The organism is Lactococcus petauri, assembly GCF_002154895.1.
Taxonomy (GTDB): domain Bacteria; phylum Bacillota; class Bacilli; order Lactobacillales; family Streptococcaceae; genus Lactococcus; species Lactococcus petauri.
The window spans coordinates 281,741-299,721 of the sequence record NZ_MUIZ01000001.1 but is presented as its reverse complement, the minus strand read 5'-3'; the positions used below and the strand labels follow the sequence as shown (position 1 = coordinate 299,721).

The following is a 17,981-nucleotide window of genomic DNA, read 5'->3' as shown; positions in this document are numbered from 1 at the left end:
GGCTAGTCCCAGCTTTTTTTAGAAAGAAACAAAGGAACAAATGAAAAATAATTTTAAGCTGATAGCGACTGCTGCAGCAGGTCTTGAGAGTTTAGTGGCTCGTGAATTACGCAATATGGAAGTCGAAAATGTTACGATTGACGATCGTTCTCGTGTTTTTTTTACAGGAGATACAAGAACGATTGCTCAAGCAAATACTTGGCTTCGTACAGCAGATCGTGTAAAGATTGTTGTGGGTGAATTTAAGGCACGTACTTTTGATGAACTCTTTGAAAATGTATATGCGCTTGATTGGGAAGATTATATTCCTTTTGGTTCAGCCTTTCCTGTAAGTAAAGCGAAGTCTGTGAAATCAACTTTACATAATGAGCCAAGTGTTCAAGGGATTACTAAAAAAGCTATTGTGAAGAAATTGCAAAAAGCCTATCATCGTCCAGAGGGCGTACCTATACCAGAAAATGGTGCAAGCTTTTCCATCGAGATTGCGATTCATAAAGATAATGCGACGGTAATGATTGATACCACCGGCGATTCACTCTTTAAACGAGGTTATCGTGTTGAAAAAGGTGATGCACCATTAAAGGAAAACATGGCAGCAGCGATTATTATGTTGACAAACTGGCTGGCAAATCCAAAACGTATGTTTGTTGACCCGACATGTGGTTCAGGAACATTTACGATTGAAGCTGCGATGTTGGCACTTAATATGGCACCCGGTCTTAATCGCAAGTTTGCCTGTGAAGCATGGTCATGGATGAAGCCAGATGTTTTTGAAGAAGTACGCCAAGCCGCAAAACAAGCTATACGTAAAGATTTAGAGCTTGATATTCAAGGCTTCGATATCGATGGTCGAATGATTGAAATTGCAAAAGGAAATGCACTTGCAGCTGGACTTGACCATGTGATAAAATATAAACAGATGCGTCTGCAAGATTTTCATACAGATGCCCTTGATGGGGTTATTGTATCGAACCCGCCATACGGAGAACGTTTGGGAGATGAAGATTCAGTTGCAGGGCTCTATAAAGAGATGGGTGCAACTTTTGCGCCCCTCGAAACTTGGAGCAAATATATTCTGACAAGTGATATTGCTTTTGAAACACATTACGGAGCTAAAGCAACGAAAAAGCGTAAGCTCTATAACGGAACATTGCGTACAGACTTGTATCAATATTTTGGAAAAAGAATAAAAAAATAAGCAAATGCTATGGAGATCTAAATGACAGAAGAAAAAGATAAAGATATCAAAAATTCTGGCGAAAAAGTCTTAAAACTGGGCGATGTCTCAGATTTCACTGTAGGCGAAATTGTAAAAAAAGCGCAAAGGGTAGATAAAGAAAATAGTGAAAGCGAAAGCGTACTTGACAAATACATTCGTCAACATCGTGGAGAGATTGAAGCTGTTAAAAATCAAGCCTTAGAAAAATATATCCAAACTGAGCGTAAGAAAATGGATCAAGAAGAAACTGTTGATCCTAATGAAGAAGTGATTGTGGCTAAAGAAGAAGAAGCTGAAGAAAAGTTAGCTGAGGCGTCAGAGACACAAGATTCAGAAACTGGCACTCAAGAAGCAGAAACAGTTACTCCATCTAAGGAACCAAACTTCAAAGAAAAAAATAAGTCAGAGTTTGATAAAGTGGAGATTGCTGATGATGTACCTCCTGTTGTTCCTGTACCGGTAGAACTTGTCGATAAGGAAAGTGCAGCTGAACAAGCGGAAGAAACAGAAAGTACAGCACAAGATTTCCCAGAGCTTTCCAATCAAGTTCCTGACTCAAAAGAAGAAGTTGCGGAAACAAGCCCTACAGAAGAGTCAGTTTCGACTGCTGACGAGGAGCTGGAAAACTCAATAGAAGCAAATGAAAATGTACAAGATGAGGAAAAAGAAAGTGCACCTATCGAAGAGGCACAGCTTTCACAAGAAGAAGTTGTTGTGCCTCTAGAAAAAGCACCGGTTGCCGGTGAAACTGTGCCAACACCCTTACCTGTTACACCCGTAGTTGAGTCGGAAGCTTCTGCGCAAGAAGAGCAATCAGAGAAAAAGAAAAATAAGAAACCTTTGATTATTGGACTTTGTGCATTGGTCCTTTTGGCTGCAGGAGGCGCTGGTTATGCACTCTATAATCATAATAATAATGAAAAAGCAGTCAATCAAGCAGCTGTGGAAAACAAAGCTAACTTAAATGCTTTTAATAAAGCTTACGATGAATTTTTTACTGACTCAGATCATCAAGTACTGAAGAATTCTAATTTTGATCAATTGTCAGCTTTGAAAAATAAGCTCAAAACTTTAAAAGGAAGCGATTTTGATACCGCAGAAACAAAGGTAAATGCGCTTGAAGCACAAATAAAAGCAGTTGAAAAAGTTAACGCTCTCTTTAATAAATCAGCTATTGTAGATGGTGAACTTAATAAGGAAGCTCAAGTAAAAGAGGCAGTAAGTATACCAGCGGTTCCAAAGACTGAAAATGAGAAACTGAATAAAGTATTGGCTCAAGCAATTAACTTAGCAAAAACACAGCAATCAGAGGCTAAAGCTAAAGAAGAGCAAGCAGCGACGGCTACGCAAAATAATGCAGCTACTCAACCTGGAAATCAAACCTCAGATCAAACTGCAGGAACATCAGCTTCTACTGATACATCAAATGGAACAACAGGAGCCCCAACACAACAACAAACAGATAAAAATGCAGCACAAGGTGGAGCTTCATCTGCCACAGCCGTAGCGGCTGATGGTGCCCAAAATCCGACAGGTGCTACGCCAGATAATTCCAATGCGCGTGTTCAACCCCAAGCTAATCTTAATCCTCAAGATCCAGCTTTCACTTGGAATCCTGGAATCAGAGATAAAGTATTGAATATTGCGCGTCAGCGTGGTTATATCTCAGGTAATGATTTTATTCTTTTACCAGTAGCTATTCATACAATGACTTCCGGTTTCATGGCTGGTCAAGTTGCAGGTTATTTCAACTTGTATCGTCCAGACGGCAGTTACCTATTAACAATAAATAATAAAACGGGATATTTCTTCGGAAATGGTAAAGGTTTACCTACCGACTTTGGATAAAATAAAAACTTCTTTGTGGATAACAAAGAAGTTTTTTTATATCTAAAATTATATCTATTGCTTTTCAAGATTTTGCACAATTCTGGATAGAATTAAATCAATAACTGCGACCTGAAAAGTTCGAGGGGTAACATCATAGTTGTGGTAGCTAGCAGTCGAAGTATTAGTAGAGATATTTATTTTGCTTAAACGCCCTAGATGACTACTTTTAGCATTTGTTAGCGAAAGAACTGTGGCACCAGTATGATTGGCTTTTTGCGCAGAATTCGTCAGCCGTTTCGTCTGTCCTGATATGGAGACGTAAATAACCAGACTATGGCGATTAAGAATATTAGGCAATAAATCTAGGAGGGTAGCATCCGAAACATGAACGGCAGCATAGTCAAATTGATTTAACTTATGGCTGAAGTAAGTAGCAAGAGATTTAGAAGCTTCAACCCCGGCGATATAAATAGTTTTCGATTTAGATATTTCTTGCGCAAATAACCGCACTTTATCTGTGATAATATCTGTGGATAAAAAATTGCAAAAGTTTGTAAGCTCCTCTAAAAAGGAAATCTCGTATTTATTACTTGTCAAACTGAGCAGTTTCTGTGTTTCAAATTTAAACTCCGAAAATCCTGAAAATCCTAATTTTTGGCAAAGTCGTATGATTGAAGTTCCTGAAGAATGGAGCTCGACTGCAAGTTGTGTTAGATTATTATCTAAAAGCTCTGGCTGGCTATCCAGCTTTAACAATATGGATTGTTCTGTGTTGGAGAGCTGTGTACTCTGATAATTGTCAATAAATATTCCCATAAAATTATTATAACATGATTGTGGAGAATTCTCCGTTTTTTGGAGAAAGCGTTTACTTTTTCCGTGTTATAATATTTAAGAAGTAAGGAAGATAAATATAATGTTTTTCTTATAATAGCCATATCAAATAGGAGAGAATATGAATTTTGGACTTATCGGGCTTGGTAAAATGGGACTTAACCTTGTAAAAAATGCAGTTGATAAGGGTATGAAAGTGACTGTCTTAGACAACGACGAAGCACAAATCAGAAAAGCAGAACTATATTCTGAGCAAGTGATAAGCTGCTCTACTTTAGAAGAATTTATTGAAGTCACACCACAGCCACGTGTCATTTGGCTGATGTTGCCTGCAGGAAGCATAACAAATAGTATCGTTGAGGAATTAACCCAAAAGTTATCCGCTGGAGACATCCTTATTGATGGAGGAAATTCATATTATAAAGATAATCTCCAACAAAATGAAAAGCTAAAAGCTAAGAAAATTGATTTCTTTGATGTTGGTACTTCAGGGGGAATGGCTGGTGCACGTTCGGGGGGAAACTTTATGATTGGTGGTGATAGCAAAAAATCTTGGGAAAAATTGGAACCCCTCTTTCAAAAATTGGCCCAAAAAGATGGCTATCTTTATACAGGTCCGCTTGGAAGTGGCCATTATCTTAAAATGATTCATAATGGCATTGAGTATGGCATGATGCAAGCTATTGCAGAAGGCTTTGAGATTTTAGAAGCTTCTGCCTTTGAATACGACTATGAAGCAGTAGCCAAATTATGGAATCATGGGTCAGTTATTCGTTCGTGGCTTATGGAGCTTGCGGAAGAACAATTTGCAAAGGATGCAAAATTAGATCAAATTATAGGGCGAGTCCAAGCCTCGGGAGAAGGAAAGTGGACAGTCGAAGAGAGTCTAGACTTAGAAGTTCCTGCACCTGTAATTGCCATGTCTTTAATGATGCGTAATCGTTCCTTACAGGAAGATAGCATGAGTGGAAAAGTAGTCGCAGCCCTCAGGAATGGTTTTGGTGGACATGCTGTGGAAAATAAAACTAAGGAGTAAGAGAAAATGGCGCAAGATTTTAATATAATGGCGGAGACTATTCTGCAAGCAATAGGTGGAGTCGAAAATGTTGAAAATTTAACACATTGTATGACACGACTACGTTTTATCTTAAAAGATGAAAGCAAAGCAGATGATGATAAAGTAAAAAACATCAATGGGGTAATGGGGCTTGTCAAGCAAGGTGGGCAATACCAAATTATTGTTGGGAACAATGTAGCCGCAGCTTACGCAGCTATCTTAAAAAAGGGTGTTGCTGGCGGTGCTGTGACGAACGAGTCAGGTAAACCGAAAGAAAAATTAACCTTGAAAAAAATAGGAACAAACATCCTTGATGCCATTATTGGAACTATGTCTCCTTTGATACCAGCTATTATTGGCGGTTCAATGATTAAGTTGCTCGCGATGCTTTTGGAAATGACGGGGCTTCTAAGTATTGATGGTTCAACCTATAACATCTTGAATACCATTGGGGATGCTTCATTTTTCTTTTTACCACTATTAGTCGCTGTTTCTGCTTCTAAAAAATTTGGCTCAAACACTTACTTAGCGATGGCTATCGCTGGTCTAATGGTACATCCGGTCTTTATGGAATGGATGGCAAAGGCTGCTGAGGGTACTACTGTAACTTTTGCGATGATCCCTATGACATCTGTAAAGTATACTTATACTATTATTCCCGCTATCGTGATGACATGGCTCCTTAAATATATTGAAAATTATGTTGATAAAATCACGCCTGTGGTAACGAAAAACTTTTTGAAGCCAATGCTTATCCTACTTGTAGCAGCACCAATCGCTATACTTTTAGTAGGTCCAGCAGGAGTTTGGTTAGGGACAGCTATTTCTAATGGTGTGTTCTTTATTCATGATAAACTAGGGTGGTTAGCAGTAGCAATTGTTGGCGCACTGTGGCCGTTGCTTGTCATGACAGGAATGCACCGTGTCTTCACTCCGACAATTGTACAGACTATTGCGGATACAGGTGTTGAGGGAATGGTTATGCCATCAGAAATTGGTGCCAACCTCTCATTAGGCGGTGTTTCTCTAGCAGTTGCTTTGAAAACAAAAAATAGAGAATTACGGCAAACAGCTTTAGCCGCAGCATCTTCAGCTATCATTGCAGGGATTACTGAGCCCGCACTTTATGGTGTAGCTGTACGTTTGAAACGACCGATGATTGCCTCAGTGATTACAGGTTTTGTTGCCGGAGCTGTAGCTGGAATGGCAGGACTTGCCAGCCACTCAATGGCCGCTCCAGGTTTGTTTACGAGTGTTCAATTTATTGACCGTGATAATCCAATGACCATCGCTTGGGTAGCTATCGTGATGATTCTCTCCATTGTATTGTCATTTGTCTTAACCTTGGTTATCGGGTTTGAGGATTTGCCTGTGGAAGAAGAAAACTTAAAAGAAATCCATCTGGATCAAGTTGCTCAGACTGTAAGTATTAAATCTCCAGTAACTGGAAAAGTTAAAAAACTTTCAGAAGTTGCAGATGAGGTCTTTTCAAAAGAAGTACTGGGTAAAGGCTTTGCGGTTGTACCAAGTAATGGACAAATTGTTTCACCAATCACAGGGACGGTTACAGCTGTTTTTCCAACAAAACATGCCATTGGAATTACCAGTGATAAAGGATTAGAAGTTTTGGTCCATATTGGTATCGATACAGTAACTTTAGAAGGCAAAGGTTTTACTTCAAACATCAAAATGGGCGATAAAATTTACCAAGGAACTCCAATAGTAGAAGTTGATTTAGCACTGATTGAAGCAGCAGGACTTGCCACAGATACGATAGTTGTTGTGACAAATTCTGCAGAATATGCGAATTTTACGCTTTTAGAAAAGGATGAAGTCAGTGTGGGAGAGGTAATTTTAAACGTTGAAAAATAAAAAAGAAGCAGGAAAATTTCCTAAAGATTTTCTTTGGGGTGGAGCTATTGCGGCAAACCAAGCTGAAGGAGCATGGTTAGAAGGGGGGAGAGGAGCCAGTAATATTGATATGCTGCCTTTAGGTGAAAAACGCTTGCCCGTTAAATTAGGTGAAATTTCTCATCCAATCTTAGAGGAATCAGAATTTTACCCCAGTCATCAAGGCATTGATTTTTATCACCGCTATGAACAAGATATAGCACTGCTCGCAGAAATGGGATTAAAAATATTCCGCACATCAATCTCTTGGTCTCGTCTTTTTCCCAAGGGTGATGAAAGTGAGCCTAACAAAGAGGGGATAGCCTACTATCGTCAAATGTTTGCAGAGTGTAAAAAGTATGACATGGAACTTTTGGTAACCTTAGGACATTTTGACGTTCCGATGGGATTAGTTGAAAAATATGGCTCTTGGCGCGACCGTAAAATGATTAGCTTTTTCGAAAGATACGCTCGGACATGTTTTGATGAATTTGGAGACGATGTAAAGTACTGGATTACTTTTAATGAAATAAATATCATTCTACATAGCCCCTTTTCAGGAGCAGGATTGGCCTTCCAAACAGGTGAAAATAAAGCGCAAGTAATCTATCAGGCTGCCCATCATATGCTCCTTGCAAGTAGTTTGGCTGTGAAAGCTGCACATAAATTGGATAAGGATTTACAAATCGGCTGTATGATTGCTGGAGGTGCTTTTTATCCCTATTCCTGTAAACCTGAGGATGTCTGGCAAGCCTTGCAAGATGAACAGATGAATACATTTTTTACGGATATTCAAGCTCGAGGGTATTATCCTTCTTACACACAAAGGATTTTCCGCGAAAAAAATATCGAGTTAAAGATGGAAGTTGGTGACGAAGACATCTTGAAGCACACTGTGGACTTCGTTTCTTTTAGTTACTACGCTTCGCGTTGTTCAGTTGCAAGTTTTGATGATTTAGAAGTTAATGCAGGAAATGTGGTCAAGTCGGTGAAAAATCCATATCTAAAAACAAGCCAGTGGGGGTGGGCTGTTGATCCACTTGGGTTAAGGATTACCATGAATCAAATTTATGATCGCTATCAAAAACCTATTTTTATAGTTGAAAATGGATTGGGAGCGTCGGATAAGATTGTTGATGGAAAAATCAATGATGATTACCGTATTGCGTATTTAAAAGAGCATATCAAAGCGATGGCAGACGGTATTTCCGATGGAATACCCTTGATGGGTTATATCGTTTGGGGAGTCATTGACTTAGTTGCAGCTTCCACAGGCGAGATGAGTAAAAGATATGGTATGATTTATGTGGATAGAAAAAATGATGGATCAGGCTCGCTTGCACGGATGAAGAAAAAGTCGTTTGATTGGTATAAGTCTGTTATTGCATCAAATGGAAATGATTTATAAAATAAAAAGGCAATGGAGACTTGCCTTTTTTTGAAAGGAAACACATGGATTATTTAATAGGTATAGATTTAGGTACCACTGCGACAAAAGCAGTTCTCTTTGATCAATCAGGGATTCAGATCGCCACAAGTTCTCAGTCTTACCCACTTTATCGTGATGCCCAAGGAATGGCGGAAGAAGATTTAGAGGAGATATTTACTGCGATGATAAGTGTTGTTGAAAAAATAACACGCCAAATAAAAACAGGAGATTCTATTTTAGCATGTTCTTTCAGCACCCAAATGCATGCCTTGATTGCCTTTGATCAGGAATGGCAGCCTTTAACGCGTGTCTTAACTTGGGCAGATACTAGAGCTGAAAAATACAGTAACGATTTAAAAAGTGAAGATACTTCAAATGCTATATATCATAAAACAGGAACACCTTTACATCCGATGTCGCCTCTTGCCAAATTATTATGGCTCAAGAATGAAAGAAAAGAGATTTTCAAAAATGCAGCGCATTTTATGGATCTCAAAGGCGCAATCTTTCAACGCATTTTCCAAAGTAATACGATGGATCTATCAGTTGCTACAGGTACAGGTTTTTTTAACAATCAGAAAATGACCTGGGACGATGATATTTTAGACCTGTTAGGTATTTCAAAAACAAAACTTCCTAAAATCGTATCACCTTATGCAATAGAGAAAGGTTTACCAGAAAAATGGATACGAAAGATGGGGCTTTCACCAGATACCGTTTTTGTATATGGCGCTGGCGATGGTCCTATGTCAAACTTAGGTGTTGAGGCAATTAAAAAAGGTGAATTGGCAATTACAGTAGGTACTTCAGGCGCCCTTCGCATGGTAAGTGATGTACCTCAGCTAGATGAAGCAGCGAGAACTTTTAGTTACGCACTTGATGAAGACCATTGGGTAAATGGTGGAGCGGTAAATTCTGGAGGCGATGTTTTTCGGTGGTTAAAAGATAACATACTTGAGAAGTCTTATGACTTTGCAGCGATTACTGATTTAGCAAGAGGTGTGTCTCCAGGTTCGGATGGATTAATCTTTCATCCTTATCTAGGTGGAGAACGAGCACCATTGTGGAATGCAGCAGCTAGGGCTTCTTTTTTTGGACTTAGCTATCGTCATACAACAAGTCACATGGCGCGTGCAGTTCTTGAGGGCATTTCCTTTAACTTGCGTATGTTAGAGGAGACACTCACAGAAAATTCAGCATGTCCTACAAGTATCAAAGTTACGGGAGGTTTTTCTCAGTCGGAGCTTTGGTTGCAAATTCTTGCGGACATTTTTGAGTTACCAATAACGGTTCAAAAAGACCATGAGGCGGGATGCTTTGCAGCACAGATCATGGCTCAAAAAGCTTTGGGGATGATTGATAGTATTGAAGATGTTGCTAGTGGAACGATGGAAATAGTTTATAAGCCTCAGCCAGAAAATTTTAAATACTACCGCGCTTTATACCCTCTCTTCAAAAATTTAACACAAGAGTTTGCGAAAAGCTATGCCGAAATAGCTAAATACCAGCAAGAATTTTCATAAGCTCCGTACAGTTTGAGCGAGTACCGGGGGAAAATAGTGTATAATATGTAAAAATAGTTGAGGAGAGTTACTATGCTCAAAATCGCATTTATCTGTGTGCATAATTCTTGCCGTTCACAAATTGCAGAAGCTTTGGGGAAAAAATTAGCTGGGGATAAGTTTGAGTTTTACTCTGCGGGTACTGAGATAAAGCCACAAATTAATCAAGATGCTGTCCGTTTGATGAAAGAAATCTATGACATAGACATGGAAAAAACACAAAGTTCAAAGCTCTTACAGGATATTCCACCTGTGGATATTGTGATTACGATGGGATGTAACGTTGACTGTCCTTATCTTCCTTGTCAATATAGGGAAGACTGGGGCTTAGAAGATCCAACAGGTCAAAGTGATGCAGTCTTTAAGGATATCATCCAGCAAATTGAAACGAAAATACTTGCTTTAAGAAAACGAGACTTTGGTTAATAAAAAAAGCACTGATTCAGTGCTTTTTCATTTTCGATGACTTTAGAAAATCATCAATTCTTTATTTGTTTTAGTTAAAGGCTCACATCCTGTTTCAGTGACATAGAGACAGTCCTCGATACGTACGCCAACTTTACCTGGGATATAAATTCCTGGTTCATCAGAGAAGCACATGCCTTCTTCGATGATGATGTCCTCAGAACCACCAATAGATGGGAATTCATGGACATCCATACCGATACCGTGTCCAAGGCGGTGGACAAAGTATTCGCCATAACCAGCTTTAGTAATCACATCGCGGGCTACTTTATCAATCTCAAGTGCAGATACACCAGGTTTTACGAAGTCCATAGCAGCCATTTGTGCTTCAAGTACGATTTTGTGGATATCTGCATCAAAATCAGAAGGTTTACCGATTGAGATAGTACGTGTAGCATCAGAAGCGTAGCCATTTTTCATAACACCGAGGTCAAAGAGCAAGAGTTTATTATCTTGAATTTTGACATCTTCTGGCATACCGTGAGGATTAGCTGCACGAGCGCCTGAGAGTACGATTGTTTCAAAACTCATTTGAGGTACGCCCATACGCTTCATTTCGTATTCGATTTTTGCAACAACATCTGTTTCTGTACGATCTGAATTTGCATATTCAAAACCAATTTCGAAACATTTATCTGCGTAATCCCCAGAAATTTTCATTTTTTCGATTTCATCGGCAGATTTGATCAAACGCATACGTTCTACCAATGGTGTCAAGTTGACAAATTCAACACCAGAAAATTGAGATTTGAGCCCTTCAGTTTTTGACAAAGGGATGTCAGAAAATTCGACTGCAATTTTTTGGATATTTTTTGATCCCAAATGTTCTTTTACAACAGCCCACGGATTTTGTGAATCTTCATAGCCAAAAATATCAAAGCCAGTAGTGTTTTCTTTGGCTTTTTCTACCTCCAAAGCTGGAGTGAAGAGAGATGGCGCTTTATCCGGGAAAACCATCAAACCAGCAATACGTTCATGCGGGTCAATGGCAAGACCTGTTAAATAATTCAAGGTCGTAGGATTGGTGATGAAAGTCATGTCGACTTCATTTTCGTTCAGAAAATTAGAGATACGTTCGAGTTTGCTCATAGTATCCACCTTTCTATAATTATTATCTCTATTGTACGCTAAATTCTGAAAAAAATCATGTGCGACAATATCTACAATATACTACCAAAAATTATTGAAACGGTTTTCAAAAAGTGATATAATTAAATTTGGAAAAACTTTTCATAAATATTAAAAGATATAAAAAACAGACAAAGATTATTATAATTGAGGTTTAAAAAGAATGGAAGAATCAACAACAACAATTTATGACGTTGCTCGAGTTGCGGGCGTGTCAATGGCTACCGTAAGTCGTGTAGTCAATGGTAACGCCAATGTCAAAGAGAAAACACGTCAAAAAGTCCTTGATGCAATTGAAGAATTGGACTACCGTCCAAATGCGGTTGCACGTGGATTGGCAAGCAAACGTACAACGACAGTTGGGGTTGTTCTCCCAACAATCACGTCGCCATATTTTGCTGAAATCGCTCGAGGCATTGATGATATTGCTTCAATGTACAAGTATAATGTCATTCTCGCAAATAGTGATGGTGATGAAGAAAAAGAACTTAAAGTTATTGAAAGTCTCTTTTCTAAGCAAGTTGATGGTATTGTTTATATGGGCAGCTTCATGACAGAAAAAGTTCGTAAACAGCTTAAATCAACCCGTACACCGATTGTTCTTGCTGGAATGATTGATGTTGACAAACAAATGTCATCTGTAAATATCGATTATCATCTTGCAGCACACCAAACAACTGCTGAACTGGCAAAAAACAATAAACGTATTGCTTTTGTGTCAGGTTCTTTAGAAGAAGTTGAAAATACAGAACGTATGGTTGGTTATCAAGAAGCTTTGAATGAAGCTGGTATTGATTTTGACGAGTCACTTGTGTTTGAAGGTAATTACACTTTTGAAAATGGACAAGCTTTAGCAGAACAAATGCTTGCCAAGAAAATTAATGCTGCCATCGTGTCTTATGATACTGTAGCAGTTGGCTTACTCAATGCTTTGCTCTCAAAAGGTATCAAAGTACCTGAGGATTTCGAAATTATCGCAGGTTCAAACAGCCCGATTACAGCATACACTTACCCAGGTTTGACTTCTGTCAATCAACCGCTTTATGACTTGGGTGCAGTTTCAATGCGTTTGTTGACAAAACTTATGCACAAGGAAGAAGTTGAGGAAAACCAATTGATCCTCGCTCATCAAATCATTAATCGTGGTTCGACAAAATAAAAAGAAAAAGATACAGTGACGTATCTTTTTTTTATAAGCTCCAAGATTGAGGGATAGCACGACTTTGCGCATGGTGAGGAGAAGCCATTTGACTTTCTGGACAAAGCATGATACTATTAAGAGGTAAATTTAGTCTAAGTTATATATTTTTAATGTTTTCTTTCACATAATGATTTACAAATATGACGAAAGGAAAATATATACTATGACAAAAGGAACTGTAAAATGGTTTAACGACTCTAAAGGTTTTGGTTTCATCACTGCTGAAGATGGTACTGATGTGTTTGCACACTTCACTCAAATTCAAAGCGATGGCTTCCGTAAACTTGAAGAAGGCGAAAAAGTTACATTTGATATTGAACAAGGTCAACGTGGCCCTCAAGCATCAAACATTACTAAAGCATAATGATAAGGCACTCTTGGGAGTGCTTTTTTTATTTTAAAGTGCAAGATTAGGACTTTAGCTAAAAGTGTGTTACAATAGGTGTACCATTTGGATACATCCATAATGGAAGATCTCGTCCACTCAGTTATAGCGTGACTTTGGGATAGTTCAAATTTCTTCCATTTTTATTAGCGCGGGATGGAGCAGCTAGGTAGCTCGTCGGGCTCATAACCCGAAGGTCGTAGGTTCAAATCCTGCTCCCGCAATTGAGATATAGATTCCTGTTTTTCAGGAATTTTTTATTTAGTTCAATTGAAAAAATATCTTCAGTGACGTTCAGGATTATGTTTGGTACGCATGCAAATGTGTGCTAAACTTAAAATATGAGGAAAACGAAAATTGTAGTACCCGTTCTTCCGACAACAGTGGCGGAAGTACAGGCATTAAACGTAGAAAAGTACAGAAAGGCTGACATTATTGAATGGCGGGCGGATTTTTTGGGAGATATAGAAAGCATTCTTCAGGCTGCGCCTTTTATCTTTGAGAAATTTAAAGATTTTTCCCTTCTTTTTACTGTACGCACAGCCAATGAAGGCGGCAATATCTCCATTTCTAAAAAAGATTATGTCACTCTTTTAAAAAAAGTAGCCAAATTTGACCCAGATTATATTGATATTGAATATTTTTCCTATCGAAAAGCCTTACCACAGCTACTTGAATTTAAAGAAAAAATTGTCTTGTCTTATCATAACTTTTTCGAGTCACCTACAGATTTAACTGCTCGAATGATGAAAATGCAAAGAGAAGAAACAGGCTTTGTAAAAGTGGCGATTATGGCACAACGCGAGTGTGATGTTTTGGATTTGCTACAGATTACACGTGATTTTACGATGGAATATGGACCAAAATTTATCGGTATTGCAATGGGAGAACTGGGTAAAATTTCCCGCGTTGCCGGAGGTTTGACCGGATCTGTATGGACTTTTGTGGCACTCGATAAGGAAGAAGGAAGTGCTCCCGGGCAATTGACATTACCTCAGATGCTGGATGTTCTTGATGCCTTAGAAGCTTAACATTCGTCTTTTCCACATATTCCGTCAATAAATTGAGAATATTAGAGAAATTCCCGAAAAAATTTCTCCAAAATGGTATAATTTATAGTAAGTTAGAAATTTGGAGGAACTATGGTTATCAATCGTTACAGTCGCCCAGAAATGGCGGCAATCTGGTCGGATGAAAACAAGTATAAGGCGTGGCTTGAAGTCGAAATTCTTGCGGATGAAGCTTGGGCTGAACTCGGAGAAATTCCAGCAGAAGATGTAAAAAAAATTCGTGAAAAAGCAAGTTTTGATGTTGATCGTATCTTGGAGATTGAAAAAGAAACGCGCCACGATGTGGTTGCCTTTACGCGTGCTGTTTCTGAAACACTTGGCGAGGAAAGTAAGTGGGTACACTATGGACTTACTTCAACCGATGTTGTAGATACAGCTTATGGCTATCTCTACAAGCAGGCTAATGATATTATCCGCCGTGATTTGGCTAACTTTTTGGAAATTATTGCTGATAAAGCGCGTGAGCACAAGTACACTGTATGTATGGGACGTACGCACGGTGTCCATGCAGAACCAACAACTTTTGGCCTTAAATTAGCAACTTGGTATTCTGAAATGAAGCGTAATATCGAGCGTTTCGAACATGCAGCTAAAGGGGTTGAAGCGGGTAAAATTTCTGGTGCTGTAGGTACATTTGCCAATATCCCGCCTTTTGTTGAAGAATATGTATGTGGCAAACTTGGAATTCGTCCACAAGAGATTTCGACACAAGTATTACCCCGTGATTTACATGCAGAATACTTTAGTACACTGGCACTGATTGCGACTTCGATTGAGCGTATGGCGACAGAGATTCGTGGTCTTCAAAAATCAGAACAACGCGAAGTAGAAGAGTTCTTCGCTAAAGGTCAAAAAGGTAGCTCAGCAATGCCACACAAACGTAATCCAATTGGTTCTGAAAATATGACTGGCTTGGCGCGTGTTATTCGTGGACATGTTGTGACAGCCATGGAAGATGTTGTTTTGTGGCATGAACGTGACATTTCACACAGCTCGGCAGAGCGTATCATTACCCCAGATACAACTGAATTAATCAACTATATGTTAAATCGTTTTGGTAATATTGTTAAAAATCTGACTGTATTCCCAGAAAATATGAAGCGTAATATGGATGCAACTTTTGGATTGATCTATAGTCAACATGTTATGCTTATGCTTATTGAAAAAGGCATGACACGTGAAGAAGCTTACGATTTGGTTCAACCATTGACAGCAAAAGCTTGGGATGAACAAATCATGTTCCGCCCACTGGTAGAAAGCAATGAAAAAATCCGTGAAAAACTGACAGATGAAGATATTGATGCAGCTTTTGATTATAATTATCATTTGTCACGTGTAGATGTCATCTTTGAACGTCTTGGTTTGTAAAAATAATAAGATCCTAACACTTTCGTTTAGGATTTTTTTGTACAAAAAATTTAGATTTGAATAGATTTAAACAATTCAGTATTGACTAATATGAGTAAGTTTGATAACATATTAGTACAAACTAATATAAAGAGATGAATAATGAATTTAACCGAAAAACGTCAAAAAGTGATTCATGCCTTATCTAATACGACAAGGCTTAATGTCCTTGAAGCATTACGTGAAAAGGAAATGACAGTCACAGAACTACTTAATAAAACTAAATCAGGACAATCTAATCTCTCGCAACATTTATCATGTTTGCGTGATTGTGGGTTAATCACAAGTCGCAAAGAAGGAAAATATATTTATTATTCCTTGACAACCCCTGAGCTTAACCATTTACTAGAAGTCATTGATGCTACAGTTGAGTCAATGCACTGGTCCCCAACAGAAGATATCCATTGTGATACATATATAAAATAAAAGGAGTTTCATATGTTTAAATCTACTCAAAACAAGGCAACACATGATGCACGCTGTGTAAAAGGTACATGTAATTGCCTCAATCACAAAGCCAAAGCAGCTCTTACTACTGCTGAAGAGAGTGAGGGCTCAAGTAGCTCAGAAGTCACAGGGAGTTCTGACGATTCAGACCCTGCCTGTTGCAACACAACAATACATCTAAATACGAGTTTAGATGAAGGTGAAGAAGAGGGTAAATATGAGCTGTTGATTATTATCATCACCGCTTTATTATTGGCCGCCTTAAGTTTTTTAGACTTTACACCACAGTTTAAAATATCACTTTTCATTTTAACGTACTTGTTGATTGGGCACAGTGTTTTGCTCAAAGCAATCAAACAATTGCTTAAAGGAGATATTTTTAACGAATTCTTCCTCATGAGTATTGCAACTGTCGGGGCATTTGCTTTAGGAGAATATGCTGAAGCAGTTGCTGTTATGCTTTTTTATCAAGTCGGAGAATATTTCCAAGATCGTGCGATTGGGAACAGTAAAAAGTCAATCACAGCTTTGATGGACCTTCGACCAGAAGTTGCGACTGTTAAGCGACAAGGAAAACTTATTGATATGTCTCCAGAAGAAGTCAATATCGGTGAAGTTATACAAGTGAAGCCTGGAGAAAAAGTACCACTTGATGGTCTTGTATTATCGGGAAAATCAAGCGTTAATACAGCAGCTTTGACTGGTGAATCACTGCCACGTGAGGTGAGCAAGGGAGAAGAAGTTCTTTCAGGTTTTTTGAATATTAATAGTCTGCTGGAGATCAAGGTTGAAAAAACGTTTGGGGAATCATCAGTATCTAAAATTTTAAATCTCGTTGAGAATGCTCAAGAAAATAAAGCACCGACTGAACAATTCATTTCAAAATTTGCACGTTACTATACTCCAGTTGTGGTATTTGCAGCAGCGATAATCGCTCTGGCACCTCCACTTTTCTTCCGGCAAGATTGGTCAGACTGGTTAACACGCGCCTTTACGTTTTTAATTATTTCGTGTCCTTGTGCGATGGTAGTTTCCATTCCCCTTGGATTCTTTGCTGGGATTGGCGCTGCATCCAAAAACGGTATTTTAGTTAAAGGAGGTAATCACCTTGAAGCTATGACCAAGATAAAACACGTGCTCTTTGATAAAACAGGTACGTTGACACAAGGGAACTTTAAAGTTACTCAAGTTTTCCCTGCAGAAGATGTTGCACGAGAAGATTTGCTCTATCTGGGAGCTATCGGTGAACTTAACTCCACCCATCCCTTGGGACTTGCGCTTAAAGAAAATCAAAACTTAGATACAGTAAATGTAACAGAGTCGGAAGAAATTTCAGGTCATGGTACACGTACAATCTATGAGGGTGATGAGATTCTTGTCGGAAATGCAAAACTGATGAAAATGTACAACGTTAACTTTACCAAAAGCGACGCCTTAGGTTCTTTGATTTATGTTGCTAAAAATGGTATATATCAAGGTGTTATCCTTGTAGCGGATGTCCTTAAAGAAGATGCTGAAGAAGCAATTGCGGCTTTGAACCAGCTTCACATTTCCCAAACGATGCTGACAGGCGATAGTGAAAAAGTTGCCGCTCAGGTTGCTGGGAAACTGAACATCACGGATTATCATGCCAATCTTTTACCGGAGGATAAAGTTACTTTATTAGAGAAAGTACTTGATAAAGGTGATGGTCTTACCGCTTTTGTTGGTGATGGAATTAACGATGCACCAGTTATTGCGCGTGCTGATATCGGTTTTGCGATGGGGGGATTAGGCTCTGATGCTGCGATTGAAACAGCTGACGTGGTTTTAATGACAGATAAACCATCAAGTATCGCGAAGTCTGTTAAAATCGCCAAGAAAACTAAACGACTGGTGGTCCAAAATATCGTTTTAGCTCTTGGTGTAAAAGCCGTTTTCCTCGTCCTTGCGGTCTTTGGTATTGCCACGATGTGGGAAGCAGTTATCGCAGATGTTGGAGTAACACTCATCGCTATATTGAATGTTTTAAGACTCTTAAAATAAGACGAAACTCCCAAGATGGGAGTTTTTTTGCG

Annotated in this window: 15 protein-coding genes and 1 tRNA gene; 14 read left to right on the top strand and 2 right to left on the bottom strand. The window is 38.8% G+C overall.

What is annotated here, in order from left to right; translation table 11 throughout:
* Window positions 1–40: 40 nt before the first annotated feature.
* Complete coding sequence (locus BZZ03_RS01585; protein WP_086582205.1) at window positions 41–1,198, top strand: THUMP domain-containing class I SAM-dependent RNA methyltransferase; 1,158 nt, start codon at window positions 41–43, stop codon at window positions 1,196–1,198.
* 21 nt (window positions 1,199–1,219) lie between these two features.
* Window positions 1,220–3,067 (top strand): cell division site-positioning protein MapZ family protein, encoded by a 1,848-nt coding sequence (locus tag BZZ03_RS01580; RefSeq protein ID WP_086582203.1) that lies wholly within the window; start codon window positions 1,220–1,222, stop codon window positions 3,065–3,067.
* A gap of 54 nt (window positions 3,068–3,121) precedes the next feature.
* Here the strand turns inward: BZZ03_RS01580 and BZZ03_RS01575 are convergent, their stop codons facing one another.
* Window positions 3,122–3,865 (bottom strand): MurR/RpiR family transcriptional regulator, encoded by a 744-nt coding sequence (locus BZZ03_RS01575; RefSeq protein ID WP_086582201.1) that lies wholly within the window; start codon window positions 3,863–3,865, stop codon window positions 3,122–3,124.
* Window positions 3,866–4,004: 139 nt separating this feature from the next.
* On the opposite strand from BZZ03_RS01575, the gene gnd reads away from it, so the two are divergent.
* From gnd to BZZ03_RS01550, 5 genes are all read left to right on the top strand, one after another.
* Entirely contained in the window at window positions 4,005–4,919 is a 915-nt protein-coding gene (gene gnd, locus BZZ03_RS01570; RefSeq protein WP_086582199.1) for a phosphogluconate dehydrogenase (NAD(+)-dependent, decarboxylating), read from the top strand.
* A gap of 6 nt (window positions 4,920–4,925) precedes the next feature.
* The gene (gene ascF / locus BZZ03_RS01565) at window positions 4,926–6,812 is read left to right on the top strand and encodes a PTS cellobiose/arbutin/salicin transporter subunit IIBC (RefSeq protein WP_086582197.1); all 1,887 of its coding nucleotides are present in this window, start codon (window positions 4,926–4,928) and stop codon (window positions 6,810–6,812) included.
* Window positions 6,802–8,238, top strand: a complete 1,437-nt coding sequence (ascB, locus tag BZZ03_RS01560; protein ID WP_086582195.1) for a 6-phospho-beta-glucosidase — start codon at window positions 6,802–6,804, stop codon at window positions 8,236–8,238. The genes ascF and ascB overlap by 11 nt, the downstream gene beginning before the upstream one ends.
* Window positions 8,239–8,282: 44 nt before the next feature.
* Complete coding sequence (gntK, locus tag BZZ03_RS01555) at window positions 8,283–9,782, top strand: gluconokinase (RefSeq protein ID WP_086582193.1); 1,500 nt, start codon at window positions 8,283–8,285, stop codon at window positions 9,780–9,782.
* 72 nt (window positions 9,783–9,854) lie between these two features.
* Window positions 9,855–10,247: an arsenate reductase ArsC gene (locus BZZ03_RS01550; RefSeq protein ID WP_086582191.1), complete on the top strand. Its 393-nt coding sequence runs from the start codon at window positions 9,855–9,857 to the stop codon at window positions 10,245–10,247.
* A gap of 42 nt (window positions 10,248–10,289) precedes the next feature.
* On the opposite strand, the gene BZZ03_RS01545 is transcribed toward BZZ03_RS01550, so the two are convergent.
* A complete protein-coding gene (locus tag BZZ03_RS01545) occupies window positions 10,290–11,375 on the bottom strand; it encodes a M24 family metallopeptidase (RefSeq protein WP_017368973.1) in 1,086 nt (361 codons plus the stop codon).
* Window positions 11,376–11,577: 202 nt separating this feature from the next.
* Here BZZ03_RS01545 and ccpA point away from each other — a divergent pair, with 202 nt between their 5' ends.
* From ccpA to BZZ03_RS01510, 7 genes are all read left to right on the top strand, one after another.
* Window positions 11,578–12,573, top strand: a complete 996-nt coding sequence (gene ccpA, locus BZZ03_RS01540; protein ID WP_019293765.1) for a catabolite control protein A — start codon at window positions 11,578–11,580, stop codon at window positions 12,571–12,573.
* 205 nt (window positions 12,574–12,778) lie between these two features.
* Entirely contained in the window at window positions 12,779–12,979 is a 201-nt protein-coding gene (locus tag BZZ03_RS01535) for a cold-shock protein (protein ID WP_003135419.1), read from the top strand.
* Window positions 12,980–13,150: 171 nt separating this feature from the next.
* Window positions 13,151–13,224 (top strand) — tRNA-Met (locus BZZ03_RS01530).
* Between the two features lie 117 nt (window positions 13,225–13,341).
* Window positions 13,342–14,031 carry a type I 3-dehydroquinate dehydratase gene (gene aroD / locus BZZ03_RS01525; RefSeq protein WP_086582189.1) on the top strand — a complete coding sequence of 230 codons (690 nt, stop codon included), beginning with the start codon at window positions 13,342–13,344 and terminating at the stop codon, window positions 14,029–14,031.
* A gap of 111 nt (window positions 14,032–14,142) precedes the next feature.
* Window positions 14,143–15,438 (top strand): adenylosuccinate lyase, encoded by a 1,296-nt coding sequence (gene purB / locus BZZ03_RS01520; RefSeq protein WP_019291982.1) that lies wholly within the window; start codon window positions 14,143–14,145, stop codon window positions 15,436–15,438.
* A gap of 141 nt (window positions 15,439–15,579) precedes the next feature.
* Window positions 15,580–15,903: an ArsR/SmtB family transcription factor gene (locus tag BZZ03_RS01515; protein ID WP_019291983.1), complete on the top strand. Its 324-nt coding sequence runs from the start codon at window positions 15,580–15,582 to the stop codon at window positions 15,901–15,903.
* A 12-nt stretch (window positions 15,904–15,915) separates the two neighbouring features.
* Entirely contained in the window at window positions 15,916–17,949 is a 2,034-nt protein-coding gene (locus tag BZZ03_RS01510; protein WP_086582187.1) for a heavy metal translocating P-type ATPase, read from the top strand.
* The last annotated feature ends 32 nt before the right edge of the window (window positions 17,950–17,981 follow it).